The 19,928-nt window shown below is 66.1% G+C and carries 19 protein-coding genes; 11 read left to right on the top strand and 8 right to left on the bottom strand.

Annotated elements, in window-relative coordinates; genetic code table 11:
- Positions 1–100: 100 nt before the first annotated feature.
- Complete coding sequence (locus tag ACO06X_RS11495) at positions 101–1,078, top strand: serine hydrolase (protein ID WP_421836417.1); 978 nt, start codon at positions 101–103, stop codon at positions 1,076–1,078.
- Between the two features lie 135 nt (positions 1,079–1,213).
- Here ACO06X_RS11495 and ACO06X_RS11500 read toward each other — a convergent pair whose 3' ends face one another.
- A complete protein-coding gene (locus tag ACO06X_RS11500; RefSeq protein ID WP_298170226.1) occupies positions 1,214–1,408 on the bottom strand; it encodes a hypothetical protein in 195 nt (64 codons plus the stop codon).
- A gap of 289 nt (positions 1,409–1,697) precedes the next feature.
- On the opposite strand from ACO06X_RS11500, the gene polA reads away from it, so the two are divergent.
- Positions 1,698–4,538 carry a DNA polymerase I gene (gene polA, locus ACO06X_RS11505; RefSeq protein WP_421836418.1) on the top strand — a complete coding sequence of 947 codons (2,841 nt, stop codon included), beginning with the start codon at positions 1,698–1,700 and terminating at the stop codon, positions 4,536–4,538.
- Between the two features lie 275 nt (positions 4,539–4,813).
- Here the strand turns inward: polA and ACO06X_RS11510 are convergent, their stop codons facing one another.
- Positions 4,814–5,518: a hypothetical protein gene (locus ACO06X_RS11510; protein WP_421836419.1), complete on the bottom strand. Its 705-nt coding sequence runs from the start codon at positions 5,516–5,518 to the stop codon at positions 4,814–4,816.
- A gap of 156 nt (positions 5,519–5,674) precedes the next feature.
- Between ACO06X_RS11510 and ACO06X_RS11515 the strand changes: the two genes are divergently transcribed.
- Complete coding sequence (locus tag ACO06X_RS11515; RefSeq protein WP_421836420.1) at positions 5,675–7,183, top strand: YifB family Mg chelatase-like AAA ATPase; 1,509 nt, start codon at positions 5,675–5,677, stop codon at positions 7,181–7,183.
- 8 nt (positions 7,184–7,191) lie between these two features.
- Here ACO06X_RS11515 and ACO06X_RS11520 read toward each other — a convergent pair whose 3' ends face one another.
- The 3 genes from ACO06X_RS11520 to ACO06X_RS11530 form a co-directional block, all read right to left on the bottom strand.
- The gene (locus ACO06X_RS11520) at positions 7,192–7,920 is read right to left on the bottom strand and encodes a LytR/AlgR family response regulator transcription factor (protein WP_421836421.1); all 729 of its coding nucleotides are present in this window, start codon (positions 7,918–7,920) and stop codon (positions 7,192–7,194) included.
- Between the two features lie 35 nt (positions 7,921–7,955).
- Complete coding sequence (locus ACO06X_RS11525) at positions 7,956–9,938, bottom strand: sensor histidine kinase (protein WP_421836422.1); 1,983 nt, start codon at positions 9,936–9,938, stop codon at positions 7,956–7,958.
- Between the two features lie 75 nt (positions 9,939–10,013).
- The gene (locus ACO06X_RS11530; protein ID WP_421839892.1) at positions 10,014–11,528 is read right to left on the bottom strand and encodes a fumarate hydratase; all 1,515 of its coding nucleotides are present in this window, start codon (positions 11,526–11,528) and stop codon (positions 10,014–10,016) included.
- Positions 11,529–11,778: 250 nt separating this feature from the next.
- Between ACO06X_RS11530 and ACO06X_RS11535 the strand changes: the two genes are divergently transcribed.
- The 5 genes from ACO06X_RS11535 to ACO06X_RS11555 all read left to right on the top strand — a co-directional run bounded on the left by ACO06X_RS11535 (position 11,779) and on the right by ACO06X_RS11555 (position 15,327).
- Positions 11,779–12,384: a protein-L-isoaspartate O-methyltransferase family protein gene (locus tag ACO06X_RS11535; RefSeq protein WP_421836423.1), complete on the top strand. Its 606-nt coding sequence runs from the start codon at positions 11,779–11,781 to the stop codon at positions 12,382–12,384.
- A gap of 5 nt (positions 12,385–12,389) precedes the next feature.
- On the top strand, positions 12,390–13,877 hold the full coding sequence (locus ACO06X_RS11540) for a TolC family outer membrane protein (RefSeq protein ID WP_421836424.1): 1,488 nt from the start codon (positions 12,390–12,392) through the stop codon (positions 13,875–13,877).
- An 87-nt stretch (positions 13,878–13,964) separates the two neighbouring features.
- Complete coding sequence (locus ACO06X_RS11545; RefSeq protein WP_421836425.1) at positions 13,965–14,504, top strand: DUF2497 domain-containing protein; 540 nt, start codon at positions 13,965–13,967, stop codon at positions 14,502–14,504.
- A 32-nt stretch (positions 14,505–14,536) separates the two neighbouring features.
- Positions 14,537–14,965, top strand: a complete 429-nt coding sequence (locus ACO06X_RS11550) for an acyl-CoA thioesterase (protein ID WP_421836426.1) — start codon at positions 14,537–14,539, stop codon at positions 14,963–14,965.
- Entirely contained in the window at positions 14,950–15,327 is a 378-nt protein-coding gene (locus ACO06X_RS11555; RefSeq protein WP_298174285.1) for a (2Fe-2S) ferredoxin domain-containing protein, read from the top strand. Before ACO06X_RS11550 ends, ACO06X_RS11555 begins: the two co-directional genes overlap by 16 nt.
- 3 nt (positions 15,328–15,330) lie before the next feature.
- Here ACO06X_RS11555 and ACO06X_RS11560 read toward each other — a convergent pair whose 3' ends face one another.
- Positions 15,331–15,642, bottom strand: a complete 312-nt coding sequence (locus ACO06X_RS11560; protein WP_298174287.1) for a hypothetical protein — start codon at positions 15,640–15,642, stop codon at positions 15,331–15,333.
- Between the two features lie 141 nt (positions 15,643–15,783).
- Between ACO06X_RS11560 and ACO06X_RS11565 the strand changes: the two genes are divergently transcribed.
- Genes ACO06X_RS11565 through xth form a run of 3 tightly spaced genes read left to right on the top strand, consistent with a single transcriptional unit; the run spans position 15,784 to position 17,390 of the window.
- On the top strand, positions 15,784–16,215 hold the full coding sequence (locus ACO06X_RS11565; protein ID WP_298174289.1) for a CBS domain-containing protein: 432 nt from the start codon (positions 15,784–15,786) through the stop codon (positions 16,213–16,215).
- A gap of 36 nt (positions 16,216–16,251) precedes the next feature.
- Positions 16,252–16,608 carry an iron-sulfur cluster insertion protein ErpA gene (erpA, locus tag ACO06X_RS11570; RefSeq protein ID WP_421836427.1) on the top strand — a complete coding sequence of 119 codons (357 nt, stop codon included), beginning with the start codon at positions 16,252–16,254 and terminating at the stop codon, positions 16,606–16,608.
- A 2-nt stretch (positions 16,609–16,610) separates the two neighbouring features.
- Positions 16,611–17,390, top strand: a complete 780-nt coding sequence (xth, locus tag ACO06X_RS11575; protein WP_421839893.1) for an exodeoxyribonuclease III — start codon at positions 16,611–16,613, stop codon at positions 17,388–17,390.
- Positions 17,391–17,652: 262 nt separating this feature from the next.
- On the opposite strand, the gene ACO06X_RS11580 is transcribed toward xth, so the two are convergent.
- Together ACO06X_RS11580 and ACO06X_RS11585 are read right to left on the bottom strand one after the other, a co-directional pair.
- On the bottom strand, positions 17,653–19,497 hold the full coding sequence (locus ACO06X_RS11580) for a hypothetical protein (protein ID WP_421836428.1): 1,845 nt from the start codon (positions 19,495–19,497) through the stop codon (positions 17,653–17,655).
- The gene (locus ACO06X_RS11585) at positions 19,497–19,910 is read right to left on the bottom strand and encodes a GtrA family protein (RefSeq protein ID WP_421836429.1); all 414 of its coding nucleotides are present in this window, start codon (positions 19,908–19,910) and stop codon (positions 19,497–19,499) included. Before ACO06X_RS11585 ends, ACO06X_RS11580 begins: the two co-directional genes overlap by 1 nt.
- Positions 19,911–19,928: the final 18 nt, after the last annotated feature.

The following is a 19,928-nucleotide window of genomic DNA, read 5'->3' on the forward strand; positions in this document are numbered from 1 at the left end:
CGCGCCACGCGCGACCACCTGTCAACGCGGCACTTGCCACGGAATCACAATCAGTTAGGCTGCTAATGGATCATAAACGGGTTCTGGGCTAAGGGGGAACATGGCTTCCGGTGGCAAGACGATGAGCAAGTGGATCGCGGCTGCACTGTGGTGCGCGGCGCCGCTGCTGCTTGTCGCCGCCCCGGCACAGGCGCGTCCCGGCACCTCCCTGCAGAACGCGCGCGATGCCGCGATCGAGCAGCAGGTCTCTGCCATCGTGTCACAAGGACGCGGCCGCATCGGCGTCGCGGCGGTCGATCTCGATGGCGGCGGGCAGATCCTGATCAACGGCGACATGCCGTTTCCGATGGCCAGCACCGCCAAGATTGCTGTGGCTGCCACTTACCTTTCCGGTGTGGAGCAGGGCCGCCTCCGGCTCGACCAGCAGTTTCCGATGATGATGCCGGTGGCCGAATCGGTCGAATCGCGCGGGGCCGTCGCAGCGGTCCGGCCTGGCATGGTGATGTCCGCGCAGAGCCTGATGGAGCTTTCCATCACGCGCAGCGACAACCACGCAACCGATGGGCTGATCGCCGCAGTTGGCGGGATCGGCGCTGTGAATACCTGGCTCAGCCGTATCGGTGTGACAGGCCAGCATCTCGATCACACGATGGCGACGCTGGTGCGCGATGATGGCCGGGTCAATCCGGTGACGACGATCGACACGCGCACGAGCAGCACGCCGCGTGCGATGGTGCAGCTCCTCGCCGCGATCGATCGCGGCGGCGCGCTCAGCCCGGAAAGCCGCGCGGTGCTGCTCGATACGATGACCCGCACGAGCACAGGCCGCAACCGCATCCGCAGCGGCCTGCCGGAAGGCGTGGTCTTCGCCCACAAGACGGGTACGCTGTCGGGGGTTACCGACGATGTCGGCATCGTGCGCCTGCCCGATGGCCGGCACCTTGCCATCGCCATCTTCGTGACAGGGCCGGAAGGCCATACCGCACACGCCGGCATGATCGCGCAGATCGCCCGCGTGCTTTACGACGGCTACAGCCAGTCACCGCTGCCCGCCAGCTTCGAGACCGCGCGCCGCTGATCTTCCTGATTGTCTGACGGCGTGCCCCGCTGCGCGCGGGCCTTCGTCATGCGCGTCTGCCGCGCACAAAGAGAAGGGGCGCGACCGCCAAAGCGATCACGCCCCTCTATCTCTATCAAACCCTTGCGGGGTTGATTACATCTTCGCGGCTTCGCTCGAAGCGTCAGCAGCCGGAGCCGAAGCGTCTTCCGAAGCAGGAGCCGAAGCATCGGCAGCAGCGTCGGTCGATTCCATAGCGGCTTCGGTGGCGGGGGCTTCAGGAGCCTTTTCCGAGCAACCGGCGAGAGCAAAGGCAGTGCCGGCGACTGCGGCGAGGAGGAGCTTGCGCATGCGTTACAATCCCTGGATTGAAGTGGACCGCGCCGGGCCCGCAGCCCGCCGCAAAGCCTACTCTGGCGGTAGACTTCTCGCCCCAATTAATCGGCAATTCACCTGCTTGCAAGTCTTAGGAGCAGCAAAGCCGTCATAGACCGGTTATGTTTTTGATAAACAACTGTTTTTGCAAGGCATCGACGAGTCGAATTGGCAGATTTGAGCAGGATGAATCGCCCCATCATTGCTGCACTGCCGCAACATCGGGCGCTTTCGCTGGCGGGGTCGAGGCGCTACCACGGCAAGCATGGACACCTCAGCGCAGCCTGCAACGCCGCCTCAACGTCATCTCTATCTGATCGACGGTTCGGCCTATATCTTCCGCGCCTATCACCGCCTGCCGCCACTGACCAATCCGGTGGGCGTGCCGGTGGGCGCGGTCTATGGCTACACCACGATGCTGTGGAAGCTGGCGGAAGACCTGCACAAGGCGGATGGGCCGACCCATCTCGCGGTGATCCTCGACAAGGGTTCGATCACCTTCCGCAATGCGCTCTACGACCAGTACAAGGCGAACCGTCCGCCGCCGCCCGAGGACCTTGTCCCGCAGTTTCCGCTGATCCGCGATGCGACCCGCGCATTCAGCCTCGCCTGCATCGAGGAAGAGGGCCTGGAGGCGGACGACCTCATTGCATCCTATGCGCGCGCAGCGGCCCTGCAGGGCTGGAACGTGACGATCGTCTCGTCCGACAAGGACCTGATGCAGCTGGTCGGGCGCAAGACCGAGGCTGGCGGATACGTCGACATGCTCGATACGATGAAGAACCAGCGCATCGACATACCGGAAGTGATGGAGAAGTTCGGCGTCGAGCCCGAGCGCGTCGGTGATGTGCTGGCACTGATGGGCGATGCGGTGGACAATGTTCCGGGCATTCGCGGGATCGGACCCAAGACCGCGACCAAGCTGATTCAGGAGCACGGCACGCTGGAAGGTGCGCTGGCTGCAGCCCCAGCGATGAAGCCGGGCAAGCTGCGCGACAGCCTGATCGAGCAGGCCAACATGGCGCGCCTTTCGCGCGAGCTCGTCCAGCTCAAGGAGGATTGCGCACTGCCGCTGCCGCTCGAATCGTTCGAGCTGACGGCGATCCCGCCCGAACCGCTCGCGGCTTTCCTCTCCGAGCATGGCTTCACCAGCCTGTTGCGCAAGCTGGGCACCGCGCCTGCCGAGGCCCCCGCAGCGGGCGGTGCGACCACGGCACCGGGCGCGAGTGCGGAGACGCGCCAGAGCCTGCCGGAATGGCCGGCCATCGATACCGGCGGCTATCGCTGCCTCCAGACGCTGGACGAGATCGCGCAGTGGGTGAGGCGCGCCGAAGCCACGCGCGTATTGGCGGTCGATACCGAAACGAGCGCGCTGGATGCGATGCAGGCAGACCTTGTCGGCGTGAGCCTTGCGCTGGGGCCGGGCGATGCCTGCTACATCCCGCTAGGGCACCGGGGCAGCGACATGTTTGCCGAGGCGCCAGTCATGGCCCCGCGCGCGGAAGCGCTCGCGCTGCTGAAGCCGCTGCTGGAAAGCGATGCCGTCCTCAAGATCGGGCAGAACATCAAGTACGATATCAACGTGCTCGCCCGCTATGGCGTGATGGTCGGCCCCATCGACGATACCATGGTGATGAGTTTCTGCCTCGATGCCGGACGCAGCGAGGCCGGTGTCGGCGGCCACGGCATGGACGAACTGGCAGCCCGCCTGCTCGGCCACACCACGATTGCCTTCAAGGACCTGTGCGGCACCGGCAAGAAGGCGATTTCCTTCGCCGAAGTGCCGCTCGCCGATGCAACGCGCTATGCGGCAGAGGACGCCGAGGTTACGTGGCGGCTCCACCGTCTGCTCAGCCCCCGGCTGGCGGAGGAAGGCGGCACGCGCATTTACGAGCGCGTCGACCGGCCGCTGGTGCCGGTAGTTGCAAGCATGGAGCGCCACGGCATCCGCGTGGACCGCGAGCGGCTGGCGGGCCTTTCCGCGCAGTTTGCCGAGACCATCGCGGGCCTCGAAACCGTGATCCACGAGAAGGCCGGCCAGCCCTTCACCATCGGCAGCCCCAAGCAGCTTGGCGAAATCCTGTTCGACAAGCTGGGCTACAAAGGCGGCAAGAAGGGCAAGACCGGGCAGTATTCCACCGACCAGTCGGTCCTCGAAGGTCTTGCAGCGCAAGGGGCCGAAGTCGCGACGCTGGTGCTCGAATGGCGCCAGCTCTCGAAGCTCAAATCGACCTATACCGATGCGCTGCAAGCCGCGATCAATCCCGCAACGGGGCGCGTCCACACCAGTTACAGTCTGGTCGGCGCACAGACAGGGCGGCTTTCGTCCAACGATCCCAACCTGCAGAACATCCCGATCCGCACCGAGATCGGCCGCCAGATCCGCGAGGCTTTCGTGGCCGAACCAGGGAACGTGCTGCTGGCGGCGGACTATAGCCAGATCGAGCTGCGGCTGGCCGCGCACATGGCCGATGTGCCCGCGCTGAAGGAGGCCTTCGCCGCGGGCGAGGACATCCACTCACGCACCGCGCAGGAACTGTTCGGCACTGTGGACCGCGACACGCGCGGGCGCGCCAAGACGATCAACTTCGCGATCCTTTACGGCATCAGCCGCTGGGGCCTTGCCGGCCGACTCGGCGTGACCTCGGAGGAAGCGCAGGCGATGATCGACCGCTATTTCGAACGCTTCCCCGGCATCCAGCGCTATATCCACGAGACATTGGAGAGCGTGCGCACGCACGGCTATTCGGAGACGCTGTTCGGCCGCAAGACGTGGTTCCCGCGCATCAGTTCCAAGAACCAGGCCGAGAGGCAGGGCAGCGAACGCGCCGCGATCAACGCACCGATCCAGGGCACCAGCGCCGATATCATCAAGCGCGCGATGGCGCGGATGAACCCGGCGCTGCAAGCGGCGGGGCTTGGCCATGTGCGCATGCTGCTGCAGGTGCACGACGAACTGGTGTTCGAGCTGCCGGAGGGCGATGTCGCGGCGGCGAAAGCGGTGATCGAGGCGGTGATGGCGGGCGCGGCGGAACCGGCGGTGAAGCTGACCGTGCCGCTGGGTGTGGAGATCGGCACTGGCCCAAGCTGGGGCGCGGCCCACTGACCGCTGACCCTAGGGTCAGGACCTATAAACCGCGCCTTCGAGGCGCTGGCATGGCGAACATATCAGGCGGGTATTCGCGCAGGGAAGGCTGGTTGCCTTTCCAAGTGAATTCCTGTCTGAGATGGAAGCCATGCCAGCGTCCCGCAGGGATTTGACCAAAATGGCCCATTGCTTCGTCAGGAAGCCTTGAAATATCGACATATTCCTGCGCCTTCCTTCCTCGCACTGAGCCATTTTGCCTCAAACCTCGAAGGCGCGGTTTGTAGGTCCTGACCCTAGTTCACCTTGACGTAAGGGCTGATATCCTTGGTGCGCAGCCAGAGCATCTGGTCGTTCGGCACCGAATTGGTCAGCGCATAGAGCTGCTCGGCCTCATCGGCGCTGAGGCCCATTTCGCGGTAGTAATCGAGGTAGGCCTTGTTCGGGCCTTCACCGGGAGCGAAGTCGTCGGGCTGGTGGCCATCCTCGTCTTTCCACGCATGGACGCCAAACTCGGCATCGGGCGCGGCATGGCGGGTCGTGCCGGCCAGAAAGATCTCGAACCCGCCCGAACGGACCGAGCCGCCGGAGGGCACGTCGGTTGCGATGCCCTGGCGGCGGATTATCCTGCCAAGCGTGAGGTTTGCGCCGTCATCCGAAGTCCCCGGGCAATCGACGAGTTCCAGCACACGGATGCCCGGATTGGCTTGCAGCATTTCGCGGAACAGCGCGGGCGACTTGTCGTCGATTTCGCCCACCAGAGCGGCATGCGTTGCATCGACCACTGCGAAGGGGCCGAACCGCGCCAAACCTGCGATCGCTCTGGCGATCCGCTGGCTGCGCGGCTCTTCGACCACGGTCCGGGTGGTAGTCACTTCGGTCCAGGTGGTCCCGTGCGAATCGACCCAGGTCCGCGTCGCCGCCTGCTGCGCGGCGGCCGGCGCGGCAATCGTCGCCGTGCTGGCGATGCTGACGAGCAAGGCGCGGGCGAGTCGGTTCATGGTGCGGCCATACTTCACACATGCTTGCCAATTTTCCAGCAAAACGCGGTAAATCACGCTTAACGCCTTTTGGCTCCAAATTGGCGATACCGGCGACCTGCCCCTATCCCGCTACCCTGCCCGCCCCTAGGCTGCCGCACTGGATTGAGGGATGGTATGGTCGCGCTGGTATCCACGGTTGCCTATCTGGGGCTGGAAGCGCGCGCGGTTGAAGTGCAGTGCCAGATCGCGCCGGGCCTGCCTGCCTTCCGCGTCGTCGGCCTGCCCGACAAGGCGGTCGGCGAAAGCCGCGAGCGGGTGCATTCCGCGCTCGCCGCGCTGGGCCTCGCGCTGCCGCCCAAGCGCATCACGGTGAATCTCTCCCCGGCGGACCTGCCGAAGGAAGGCTCCCACTATGATCTTCCCATCGCCCTCGCGCTGCTGGCGGCGATGGGCGTGGTCGATCTGGAAGCGATCGCTGACTACGTGGCGGTGGGCGAACTCGCGCTCGATGGACGGGTGATCGCCAGCCCCGGCGTGCTGCTGGCAGCGCTCCATGCCAGCGGCATCGAAAAGGGCCTGATCTGCCCCGCCGCGCAAGGCGCGGAAGCGCGCTGGGCCAGCGGGGTGGAAATCGTCGCCGCGCCCGATCTGATCAGCCTGCTCAATCACCTCAAGGGCACGTTGCGGCTGCCGGTGCCCGAACCGGGCGAAGTGGACGCGCCGCCGCGACGCGCGGACCTCAAGCAGGTCAAAGGACAGGAGACCGCCAAGCGCGCGCTGGAGATTGCAGCGGCGGGCGGTCACAATCTGCTGATGATCGGGCCTCCCGGTGCGGGCAAGTCGCTGATGGCCTCCTGCCTGCCGGGCATCCTGCCGGAACTCACGCCGGCCGAAGCGCTGGAAGCCTCGCTGGTCGCCTCGGTCGCTGGGCTGTTGGAGGAAGGGCGAATCAGCCGCGCGCGGCCTTTCCGCAGCCCACACCATTCCGCCTCGATGGCCGCGCTGACGGGTGGCGGGCTGAAAGTGCGTCCCGGCGAAGTGAGCCTCGCGCACCTTGGCGTGCTGTTCCTCGATGAACTGCCCGAATTCCAGCGCGCGGTGCTCGATTCGCTGCGCCAGCCGCTGGAGACGGGCGAAGTCACCGTCGCGCGGGCCAATGCGCATGTGACGTTCCCGGCGCGCGTGCAACTGATCGCGGCGATGAACCCCTGCCGCTGCGGGCATCTGGGAGATCCCGCACTCGGATGCAGCCGCGCGCCGCGCTGTGCGGGGGATTACCAGTCCAAGGTCTCTGGCCCGCTGCTCGACCGCATTGATCTCCATGTCGAAGTCGATCCCGTCTCCGCCGCCGATCTGGCGCTGCCTCCACCCGCCGAGGGATCGGACGCGGTTGCAGCTCGCGTGGCGGCAGCGCGGCGCGTGCAGACGGCGCGGCTGGAAGGCAGCGGGCGACGCACCAATGCCGAGCTGGAAGGCGATCTCCTCGAACAGTACGCCACGCCTGACGAGCCGGGGCGCAAGCTCTTGGCCCAAGCGGCAGAAGCGATGCGGCTATCGGCGCGCGGCTACACCCGCATGCTGCGCGTGGCGCGCACGATTGCGGATCTGGCCGGGGCGGAGACGATTGGCCGCGTCCATGTGGCCGAAGCGCTGAGCTATCGGCGGATTGCGCCCAGAGCCTGACGACGCAGCTAACGTCCCGCCATCGCTTTGGCTTTCGCCAGATACGTTCGCCCGATGCGCAGCAGTTCGCCATCCACCAGCTGCGCGGACCACACGCCGAGCCCGTCGTGCTTCAGCCCCGCAATCCGGTCTCGGCGCACGATGGTCGAGCGGTGGAGGCGAATGAAGCGTTCGGGGTCGAGCCGGTCTTCCAGCCGCTGGATGGTGTGCAGCAGGAGATAGCTTCGGGTTCCCACATGCAGCCGCACATAGTCGCGCTCGGCGTCGATGCGGTCGATATCGCCTGCCGCAATGCGGATCAGCTCGCTGCGGTGGGGAACCCAGAATTCCTCGATCCACGGGCTTTCCGCAGCAGCCGCCTCGGTCGGTGCGGCGGTATCGCGGCGGGCGAGGGCGCGCTCGACCGCGCGTTCGAGGCGGTCCTGCGCGACGGGCTTGAGGACATAGTCCACCGCATCACAATCGAACGCCTCAACCGCGAAGTGATCGTGCGCGGTCACGAAGATCACCGCAGGGCGCGGCGACATCCGCACGAGCCCGCGCGCCACGCCGAGGCCATCGACTTCGGGCATCGTCATGTCGAGCAGCACGAGTTCGGGGCCAAGCGCTTCACACAGACGCAGCGCCGCCGCACCGTCGCTCGCGGTGCCGACCACGTGCAGCGCCGGGATGCGCGCGCAGAGGATCTGCATGCGCTCCACCGCGAGCGGCTCATCATCGACGATCAGGGTCTTCATTGGCGGCATAGGCATCTGTCCCCCGGTCTCCATCCTCAATCGCAGATCGACCGCACCAGCGGGATCGTCAGCACCGTGGCATAGCCGCCCGCAGGCAGCGCCCCGCTTTCCACCCGCGCCTCATCACCGAAGCGCGCCGCCAGCCGGTTGCGCACGTTCTCGAGCCCGATCCCGGTGCCACCGTTGAGCCCCGTCTTGCCGGGCCCATCATCCGCGACCGTGAGCACCAGCTTGCCGCCCGCTTCCTGCGCGGCGATGCGGATGGTGACCGGGCGGATGCTCGCTGAAACGCCGTACTTGATCGAATTCTCGACCAACGGCTGCAGGATCATGCCCGGTACGCACGCGTTCTCAAGCTCTTGCGGCACATCGAATTCACAAACCAGCCGCTCCGGAAAACGCACGGCCTCGATTTCCAGATAGTGGCGCTGCAGCGCAATCTCATCGGCGAGCGGCACATCCGCCGTGGGATCGCCGGCAAGGCTGTGGCGATAAAAGCTGGAGATCGTCTGGATCATCTTCTCCGCCTGTTCGCTGCGGCCAACCATGACCAGCGCGGACAGCGAATTGAGCGTGTTGAACAGGAAGTGCGGATTGACCTGATAGCGCAAGCTCCGCAGCTCTGCCGCCTTGGCCGCGCGCTTGTATTCGCCTTCGCGCCGCTCCGAAGCGCGCGCCATCTCGGCATTACCGAGTGCGATATAGAGCCCGGCCCAGGCAATCAGCAGGAAATAGCGGCCAAGCGCCACATCGGTGAGCTGCTTCCACAGGCCCTCGTCCTCGATCATCTTGCTGATGATCGCGCTGTGGATCTGGGTATCACCATCGGTGGCAGCAGGAGCGGGAGCCGGGGATGGCGATGCGCTCACCTTCGATGGAGGTGACGAGGCCGATGATGGGGCCGATGACGGGGCCGATGACGGCACGGCTGTGGGGGCGGCCTTTGCCGGGGGCCGGGTCGCCGCATGATGCACGGGAGGCCGGGGCTTGCTGGCGCGCGCCTTGTGTTCCTTTGCGCCGCGCGCGCGAACTTCCTTCACCGCTTCACCGACAGGACCAGCGGGGGCGGGCGGTACGTCCTTCTCCGCGATCAGACCCGCATCGGCGAGGCCGCGCAGCACGTTCCAGCGCACCGCGCTGATACCGGCAAGGCGCGCCTGCGCGACCGAGAACTCTGCCTCGCTCCGCGCACGCTCCATCTCGCGCTGCGCCTGGGCAACTTCGCGTTGGGCCTGCGCCAGTTCGTCGGCGAGTTCATCGGCATGATCGGCATCGGTGGCGATCCGCCGAGGCCCGATGCGCACTTCGGCGCTGCCATCGCTGCGCTTGATGATCGAAACGCCGCCGGGCGCGGTGATCACGGCTACTTCGTCGCCGTCGTCCCCGCTGCCCGGCTCTTCACTGGCATCCGGGGATGGCGCCGGCGGTGCCTTGGCCGAACGCGGAGGGGCAGGCGGTGCGGGAGGAGCTGGCGGTTCCGGGGGCGGCAAGGGTGCGGGAATGGCCTGCGGCGGATCGGCGACATCGATCAGGACGTTGCCCGAAACATCGTGCCGGACCCGCACGGTCGGCAACGGCACGTCCGATGGCGCATCGCCGGGCACAGCGCCCTGCCCGGCGCGGATCACCTTGGCCGCCGCCTCGGCTTGCGCCTGCGCCGCACGGGCCTCGCGCTCGATCAGCTTTTTCTCGACCGGCGCGAAGCATTGCTGGTTGATCGCCGCGAGGGCGAGGGCGGCGGGGAGCATGATGATCAGCGCCGCACCGATTCGCACCCCGTTGCTGCGCCCGTCGAACCGGCGCAGCACCGGCCATGCCATCACCGTGATCGCAATGCCCGCGAGCGTGACGACCGCGCGGCGCCAGAGCAGTTCGTTGAACTCACCGAGATCGACCACGATCCCGCGCAAGGTGATCAGCAGGAAATAGGTCAGCCACAGTGCCGCCGCAGACAGCAGCACGGCGCGCGCGGGCACGTGCGGTCTTTCGGCAGCAATTTCGGCGGGAACACTGGCCATTCGGTCACTCTTACGCCCAACTGCCCGGCCAGCGCCAGCCGGACAGTCGGGCGCAGTCAGCCGTTAGTCGATGGATCAGGCCGGCAACAACCCCTCATCGGCGATCTTCTTCTTCCACACGAGCGGGGCGAGTTGGTGCACATTCTGGCCGGTCGAATCGACCGCCACCGTCACCGGCATGTCCTCCACGGTGAATTCATAGATCGCTTCCATGCCGAGATCGGCAAAGCCGACCACCTTCGACTGCTTGATCGCGCGGCTGACGAGATAGGCCGCACCGCCGACCGCCATGAGATAGGCGGACTTGTGCTTCGCGATGGATTCGGTAGCCGCCACGCCGCGTTCCGCCTTGCCGACCGAGGCAAGCAGGCCGAGGTTCAGCATCGTGTCGGAGAACTTGTCCATGCGTGTCGCGGTGGTGGGGCCGGCGGGGCCGACCACTTCCTCGCGCACCGGATCGACCGGGCCGACGTAGTAGATCACGCGGCCCTTGAAATCGACCGGCAACTCCTCGCCTTTTGCCAGCATGTCGGCGATGCGCTTGTGCGCGGCATCGCGGCCGGTGAGCATCTTGCCATTGAGCAGCAGGCGGTCGCCCTGCTTCCAGCTCTGCACCTCTTCCGCCGTCAGGGTGTCGAGATTGACGCGCTTGGCCGCTGCATCGGGCGTCCAGTGCACGTCGGGCCATTCATCGAGTTTGGGCGCTTCGAGGAAAGCAGGGCCCGAACCATCGAGCGTAAAGTGGGCGTGGCGCGTGGCGGCGCAATTGGGGATCATGCCGACAGGCTTGCCCGCAGCGTGGCACGGCGCATCCATGATCTTGACGTCGAGGATCGTCGAAAGTCCGCCAAGGCCCTGCGCACCGATGCCCAGCGCGTTGACCTTGTCGAAGATCTCGATGCGCAGGGCCTCGATATCGTTCTGCGGCCCGCGCAGCTTCAGTTGCGCCATGTCGATCGGCTCCATCAGCGCCTGCTTGGCCAGCAGCATGCAATGCTCCGCCGTGCCGCCGATGCCGATGCCGAGCATGCCCGGCGGGCACCAGCCCGCGCCCATCTGCGGCAGCATCTCGACCACCCAGTCGACGATCGAATCGCTGGGGTTCATCATCTTGAACTTCGACTTGTTTTCGCTGCCGCCGCCCTTGGCCGCGACATCGACCGAGACCGTGTGGCCCTTCACCATCTCGACATGCAGCACACACGGGGTGTTGTCGCGCGTGTTGCGGCGCGTGAAGGCAGGATCGGCCAACACCGAGGCGCGCAGCTTGTTGTCGGGATCGAGATAGGCGCGGCGCACGCCTTCATCGACGACATCCTGCAGGCTCTTGTCGCTTTCCAGCCGGCAGTCCTGACCCCACTTGATGAAGACGTTGACGATGCCGGTATCCTGGCAAATCGGGCGGTGCCCTTCGGCACACATGCGGCTGTTCGTCAGGATCTGGGCGATCGCATCCTTGGCGGCAGGCCCTTGTTCAGCCTTGTAGGCTTCACCCAGCGCGCGAATGTAGTCCATCGGGTGGAAATAGCTGATGTATTGCAGCGCGTCGGCCACGCTCTCGATGAGGTCTTCCTCCCGGATCGTCGTCATCGTCGTTGTCATCCCTGGCATCGCCGGGTCCTTCCGCTGGTTTCGGCCCGCAGCGCGCGGGCGCAATCGATGAACCGCCGTTTAGCCATCGACCAGCGTCATGCAAAGCGCTTGGCGCGCCGTGGACGATATTCTAAGGGCCTGTAATCAAGAGTTCGATGGATTTGGCCGCAGTGCAAGGCGCGGCCCACGGTCAGGATTGCTCCGGCCCCAGCGGCCGCGCAGTCTGGCCCCGCAAGTGAGGGAATTCATGACGGTAGTGGAAGAGCGCGCGAACATTGCAGATGCCGGCGGTGAGACCGCACGCCGCGCGATGATCGATAGCCAGTTGCGCGTGAGCGGTATCAACGATCCGGCCATTCTCGCCGCGTTCCTGGCCGTGCCGCGTGAGGACTTCGTGCCCGAAGCACGCCGCGCGGTGGCCTATGCCGATCGCGCCGTGGCGCTGGGCGGCGGCGAAGTGCTGTCCCCAGCGCTGACTTACGGCCAGATGCTGACCGCTGCGGAGCCGGTGGCTGACGACAGCGTGCTCGTGATCGGCAACCCCGGCGGCTATCTCGCCGCGCTCGCCGGGAAGCTGGCTGGAAAGGTCACGCTCGTGGCTGCCAAGGGCGAATTCGCCAAGGCTGGCGAACATGCGCTGGTGCTGGTTGACGGCGCGATCGAGGAACTGCCTGCCGCGCTGGCCGATGTGGTTTCGGCGGACGGCCGCCTTGTCACCGGCGTGGTGGAGCGGGGCGTGACCCGTCTGGCGCTCGGCCGCAAGGTCGGCGGCGCTCTCGTACTGACCGTTCTGGCCGAGGCCGACTTTGCGCCGCTTGCCGCATTTGCGCCTCGCCCGAAGTGGAGCTTCTGAACCTCATGATTCGTTCCACGGCCAAATGGCCCCTGATACGTCGGCTGAAGGCCGGCCCTGCGCTGGCTGCGCTCGCCATCGCCGCCGCCGCGACGCCAGTTCACGCCGACGACCTGCAGGGCGCGCTGGCCGCGGCCTATGCCACCAACCCCGATCTTGCCGCCGCCCGCGCCAACCAGCGCGCGACCGACGAAGGCGTGCCGATCGCCCGCGCCCCCGGCCTGCCGAGCCTTACCGGTACGGCAACGTATACCGAGTTTCTCAAGGTCGGGCCCAACAGCTTCATCGCACCGAAGCGGTTGCTGACCGTCGATCCCTCGCTCAGCGTGCCGATCTATTCGGGCGGTTCGGTGCGCAATTCGCTCGCCGCCGCCAAAATCCGCGTCGAAGCCGGGCAGGCAAGCCTGCGCGGCACCGAGGCGGGCGTGTTCAGCCAGGTCGTTGCAGCCTACATGGACGTGATCCGCGATGCCGCAACCGTGGGGCTCAATCGCAACAATGTGCAGGTGCTCGAGGTCAACCTCAAGGCGACCAGCGACCGCTTCGAAATCGGCGATGTGACCCGCACCGACGTGGCGCAGTCCAATTCGCGCCTCGCCCTCGCGCGCGCCGATCTGCGCAGCGCAGAGGCCGCACTGGTGGCCAGCCGCGAACGCTATGTGCAGGTTGTCGGGCTGGTCCCGGCAGATCTCCAGCCGCCGCCGCCGCTCGCCGGACTGCCCGCGACGCCGGACGAAGCCGTGCAGACCGCGCTCGACAACAACCCCGATCTCGAAGCGGCGCGCCAGCGCACCAAGGCGGCGGGCTATGACGCCAAGGCCGCGGGCGCGGGCCGCCTGCCGACGATCTCGCTCTATACCTCGGGCGAATATTCGACCTACTTCAACTCGCTGGGCGGCGGCGCGGTCGGTGGCAATTTCGTCCAGAGCCAGACGACGGCGCAGGCCGGCGTGCGCGCCTCGATCCCGCTGTTTCAAGGCGGGCTGCCTGCTGCACAGCAGCGCCGGGCCCAGGCCACGGCGAGCGCGACCGAGGAGCAGGAAATCTCGACCGAGCGGCAGGTCATCGCCAATGTCCGCTCTGCCTATACGCAGTGGCGCGCAGCGAACGACGTCATCACGCTCAACCAGACCGCGGTCGATGCTGCGGCGTTGAGCCTTGAGGGCGTGCGCGCGGAAAACACCGTGGGCAACCGCACGATCCTCAACATCCTCGATGCCGAGCAGGAACTGCTGCGCGCACAAGTGGGTCTCGTGGCAGCACGCCGCAATGCCTATGTCGCAGCGTTCAATCTGCTCGCCGCGATGGGCAAGGCGCAGGCCACCGATCTCGGCTTCGATCCGGCCTCGCTCTACGATCCCGAGGCGAACTATCGCCGGGTGCGCGGGCGGGTGTTCGATTGGGCGCTCGATTCCCCGACTCTGCCCAAGGCCACTCGGACTGTTGACACTCCGGCCCAAACTGCAACAATTTCTCCGCAACCTGTTCCTTGATGGTACAGGGCCGCCCGGGGGCGCCTGATTCGTTCAGGCCGGGCCGGCCAGATTGATGACCAGCTGGTAGATTGTGTGGGGATAAGCATGCGTCAGGCTTCGGAACCTTCGGTCGAGGAAATTCTCGAATCGATCAAGAAGGTGATCGCGCGCGACAACCGCGCCGAAGCAGCGCGTGAGCGAAACCGCCGCGATGCAGCGCCGGAATCGGCCCCGGCTCTGGCCCCAGCTCCCGCGCAATCGACGCGCGTTTCCGCCCGTTCGGCTGTGCGCGGCGAAGGTCGCCCGGCGTCATTCCCAGCCGACGTGCTCGATCTCAGCGTCGTTGCGGCGCAGATCCTGAACGAGGATCGCGGCGCATCGGTCGAGGCGGAAGAGGATGAGGACGCACCGCTGATCGCGGAAGAGGCCACCGCTTCGATGCGCGATTCGCTCGCCGCACTGGCAATGCTCTCCGCGCCCGGGGCTTCGCCGCAGATCGTCCGTTCGGGCGAGACTTCGCTTGAAAGCCTGGTGCGCGAAATGCTGCGCCCGGCGCTGGCCGAATGGCTCGACAAGAACCTGCCGCCGATGGTCGAGAAGCTGGTCGCAGCGGAAATCGCGCGGATTGTGGGCAAGAAGGGCTGATCCTGCCCATCCGGCTATGCTAGGGCGCGGCCATGGCCAGACCTGATCCCGCGCTGCTCGATCCCGCGCGCTACCCTTTCGGCAATGCCGTCACCACACGGTTTGCCGATCTCGATCCCAACGGGCACATCAACAACGTGGCGATGGCCGCAGTGTTCGAGGATGCGCGGCTGCGCTTCATCACGGCAGTCGGCATGCCGAAGAACACCGATGGCGCGCGCTTCATGGTCGCCAACGTGACGATCGACTATCTGGCGCAGGCCTATTACCCGGCGGGCCTCGAATGCCGCGTGGGCGCGCTGCCCGGCGGACGCAGCAGCTGGAGCCTCCGGCAATTGCTGCTGCAGGATGGCCGTCCGGTGGCGACGGCGCATGTCACCATCGTTTTCACCGATGGCGAGCGGCCGCAGCCGATCGACCCCGCCCTTCGCGAAAGGCTCGATGCATGGTTGATCCGGTGAAGCCTGATGAAGTCACGCTGGCACGGCAAGCGGTCGCCGGACTCGGTGGTTTTGCCCCGCAGCGGCACATCCTGCTCTGCGCCGGTCCCGATAAGGACAAGTGCGCCCCGCGCGAGGCGGGCGATGCGGCGTGGAACTTCCTCAAGAAGCGGCTGGGCGAACTCAAGCTGGGCGGGCCGCAGGGCGTGCTGCGCAACAAGGTCGGCTGCCTGCGCGTCTGCGCGGCGGGGCCGGTCGCGCTCGTCTATCCGGACAATGTCTGGTACCATTCCTGCACGCCGGAAGTGCTGGAGCGGATCATTCAGGAGCACGTGATCGGCGGTGTGCCGGTCGAGGACTACCGCCTTACGCCGCCCGAGTGACCTTCATTTCCACCACTCGTCGACATGCTGCTCGAGGCCGTTGTCCACCGCCTCATCATGGCCGGTGCCGCTGGACAGGAACACGAGGCCCATCAGCGCGGCCATCAGCATCATCGTGAAACCGATGCCGAGCATGGCCGCGATATAGAGGTGGATCGAGACGAGCCCGACAGCCTCGTAGAGGTAGAAGGCAGCTGCCGCCATGACCGCCAGGGTCAGGAGCCCCATCCAGCGCATGACGCGGAAATAGCGGCCCCACGCGAACTGGGCGTAATCCGGATCGTCGAGCGGAGAAGGGCGAACGGGGTTGGCCATGGCCGGTTTCATGCGCCGCTTGCCCAGCCAAGGCAATCGCTTTCCCCGCCTGCCCTTTGGTGGCATGATCTGCGAATCGGCAAGCTTTGGAACGACTTGCCGGAGAAGTGGGATCTCCCGAAAGGGGAGAAGGAGGATGCCATGTCGATCGCGCTGCTGATCGCCGGCCGTTCGGGAGAGGTATGGCACTGCCATGCCGACGACCTCGTTGCCGACGCTGTCGAAACCCTCGCCTCGCGCCGCATCGGGGCCTTGCCGGTCACCGATGCCGGAAACGAGGTGGCCGGGATCTTTTCCGAACGCGACGTGCTCTATGCTCTCAAGCTTCACGGCGGCACCGCGCTGCAGATGCGGGTCCGCGATGTGATGACCGCGCCGGTCATCTCGGTCTCGCCCGATCACAGCGCGCTCGAAGCGCTGGCGCTGATGACCCGCCGCCGTGTTCGCCACCTGCCGGTGCTCGACAATGGCAAGATGGTCGGCTTCGTCTCGATCGGCGACCTCGTGAAGTTCCGCATCGACCGGATCGAGGCCGAGGCCGAGGCCCTGCGCGAGTATATCCAGACGGCATAGCTTGAGAGTGGGGCCGCCCTGCCCTATCTTGGTGTCATGACCACGCTTATCCAGGATTCCGCACTTTCGGGCAGCGTCACGCTCGCCCCCAGCGCAGCGGCGCGTATCGCCGCGATTGCCGCGAAGCAGAACCGCCCCGCCGTGCTGCGCCTCGCGGTGGAAGGCGGCGGCTGTTCGGGCTTTCAGTACAAGTTCGAGATGGGGGACGAGCCTGAGGCCGACGATCTCGTGAGTGAGACCGATGGCGTGCGGCTCCTCGTCGATCCGATGAGCCTTGAACTGATCGCGGGCGCAACGGTGGAATATGTCGAATCGCTCGGCGGCGCTGCCTTCCGCGTCACCAATCCGCAGGCGGCCTCGGGCTGCGGCTGCGGTTCGAGCTTTTCGGTGTGAGTATCAAAGTCGCTTCGTTCAACATAAACGGGATCAAGGCGCGGCTGCCGCGCCTGCTGGAATGGCTGGAGGAGACCCGGCCAGCTGTCGCCTGCCTGCAGGAGATCAAGACCCAGGACGCGGACTTCCCCGCCGCCGAGTTCGAGAAGATCGGCTATCACGCGATCTGGCACGGGCAAAAGGGCTTCAACGGCGTCGCCATTCTGGCCGATGGCACGAAGCCGGTCGAAGTGCAGCGCGGCCTGGCCGGAGAGCCTGAGGACGAGCATTCACGCTACCTGGAAGCCGATGTCTTCGGGCTTCGCGTGGTGTGCATCTACCTTCCCAACGGCAATCCGCAGCCCGGCCCCAAGTTCGACTACAAGCTGCGCTGGATGGAGCGCCTGCGTAAACGCATGGCCGAAATCGCGGCGGAGGAAGTCCCGGCGCTGGTGATCGGCGATTACAACGTGATCCCGGAAGACAAGGACGTGTGGGACGTCCGCGCGATGGCGAGCGATGCCCTGATGCAGCCCGAATCGCGCGATGCCTATCGCCGCCTGCTCAACGATGGCTGGACCGACGCGCTCGATCTCCACCATCCGCGCGGCGGCTTGTGGACTTTCTGGGACTATCAGGCCGGCGCGTGGCAGCGCGATCACGGCTTCCGCATCGATCACGCACTGCTCTCGCCCGAACTGGCCGACCGGCTGGTGGGGGCTGGCGTCGACAAGGCCTATCGCGGGCGCGAGAAGGCCAGCGACCATGCGCCGGTGTGGGTCACGCTGCGCGAGCCGGCCTAGGGTCCAAACTCAATCAGGGCGCATTCGAGGTTTGTGGCAAAACGGCTCAGTGCAAGGAGGAAAGGCGCAGGGATATGTCGATATCTCAAGCCTTTCCGACGCAGCAATGGGCCGTTTTGGTCAAACCCCTCCGGGGCGCCCAAATGGCTTCCATCTCGGTCAAACCGGCCCTTGCAAAGGCAACCAGCCTTCGCGGCGGGCCGCTTCGGCCGATATGTTCGCCATTTGGGCGCCTCGAACGCGCCCTGATTGAGTTTGGACCCTAGTTCAGCACTTTCCAGAACCGGATGTGCGATCCGGGCGCGATGTCTACCGGCTGGAGCCATGCGGGCGCCTTGCCATCGAGCAGTTGTGCCATCAGGCCGTTCGGGGCGCGGGTGGCATAGACGGCTGGCTCGTAGATATCCGGGCAGACCGCGATCAGCGTCGTATGGCGTTTGCGCACAATGGCATGGGCTTCCGCTTCGGGTGCGATGAAGGCGGCGATCACATCGTGCATGCCTGCCGCCCCGCGGTGATGGCCGGTTGCCACCACGCGGGCGTGCGAATTCACGATGAGGTCCGGCCCGATATCGAGCGGGGCGAAGATGTCGGTTGCAGGCATCTTGTTGAGCGCGGCGCCAGCGAGGTCATAGCGGCACTTCGACATCCCGATCGCGCCGACCTTGATCCCGGCGATCGACTGGACCGTGGTGCCGGATGCCGCATTGGCCGAAGCCGGGTTGACCGCCCCCATCGCCACAACCACGGGAAGCCCGGGCGCCAGAAGCGAGACTACCAGCGCATAGCCGCCAAGGCGCGGAAGGATCGCCACGCTGCGCAGGCGGTAGACCCAGCCGAGGATCAGCGCCGCTGAAGGCACAGCTGCAAAGACCAGCGCGGTTGCCGAAGCGCGCGCCACCGCAACGCCGATGAGCCAGGCGCCCGCGAGCAGCAGCATGTGATCGAGCCACAGCAGCCGCGTCGGCGCGTCCTTGGCTTCGCGCCAGAGACGGAACGTGCCGTAGACCCCGACCAGCGGCCCCATGAGGATCGCCGCCGCCATCGGGGCGCTGGTGTGCCAGAAGGGCATGCCTTCAGCGACCGAATCGTACCAGTAGCGCTTGACCAGCGGATCGAGCATCACGAAGGCGCCGCCACGGCATTCGGGCGCGACACCGAACATGATCACCGCAGCGCCTGCCCCCATTACGGCCAGGCCAGCGAGCTGCCCGAACAGCGTGCGCGGCGTGGCGAAGCGCAGCGCCGCAGCACCGGCCGCAACCCACGCGAACAGCGCGAGGTGAACCGGCGAAATGGCGTCGCAATGCGTGAGCAGATCATAAGTCCCGCGTGTGCCGAGGAAAATCGCCACGCTTGAAAGTGCAAGACTCATGCTGGCGGTGCAGAACCAGTCGAACCGGGCGGCGGGGGCACGCAGGCCGCGCAGCGCACAGATGCCGAGGAACAGCGCCGTCAGTGGCAGACCCTCGATCGAGATCGCCAGCAAGGCCGCGAGCGCGGCACCGATCACCGCACCGCCCTTCAGCGCGTCTTTCGCGTGGAGCCCGCTCAACGCAACGAGCGCGAGCACGATCTGCCAGCCATGGTGATCGATGCGCATCGGCGTGAACTGGCACAGCACCGTCGGCGAAAGGCCGATCATCAGGCACGCAAGCGCCACGACTTCATCGTTGAACCAGCGCGCGGCAAGGCGGCCCAGCAGCGCCATGGCGCAAAGCAGCGTGAGCAGCGGCACCGCGATCACCGTGGCGAATTCAGCGCCAGCGGTTCCCAGTAGCAGACGCAGCAGCAAGATCATGGCGGCGATCGGAATGTCGACCAGCCGGGACCAATGCATCGCGACGCCTTCCGGGGCGGCGATGCGGTACTGGTGCACATCGAACCACGATTGCCCCGCGAGGAGATCGCGCACCTGCAGCAGGCGCAGCGCGTCATCGGGATCGCCGAAACGCAGCATGGCGATGAGCCGGAAGTTGATGAGAATCATCGTCACCGCCAGCAGCGCCCAGGTGATCAGGACGCGCCGGTATGGTCCCTTGGCGGGATCGGTGACGGAAGCGGTCTGCAACGAGGTGGCCTCGCTCCCGGCATAGAGCGTTGCCATCAGCGGAACACCACGCGCTTGCGCAGGAGCCAGGTCACCGCAAAGCTGACGACGATGGCGCAAAGCTTGGCAGCACGGGGATCGAGACCTGCCGCGCTGGCCCCGCCGACGATAAGGGTGGTCACGCCAAGCCCGATCAGCGCCGAAACGACGAACATTGCCTTCTGCCTGGTGCGCGCGATCCCGCCCTCCGCCACCTGATCGGCAAAGACCTTCCGGCTCGACAGGATCCAGTGGACCATGATGCCGATGCCATAGCCCAGCGCCGAAGCAGCGACGGGCGGAACGCCGGCGGAAAGCAGCGCGAGGAACGTGCCCATATCCACCGCCAGCGCCCCCACGCTGGCGAGGATATAGCGCACCAGCACGATCTGGCGGATGCGATGGAGGGGAGCGATATCGAGCACAGTCACGACAAAATCCTGTTCAGC

It is taken from the genome of Novosphingobium sp., assembly GCF_965229225.1.
Lineage (GTDB): Bacteria > Pseudomonadota > Alphaproteobacteria > Sphingomonadales > Sphingomonadaceae > Novosphingobium.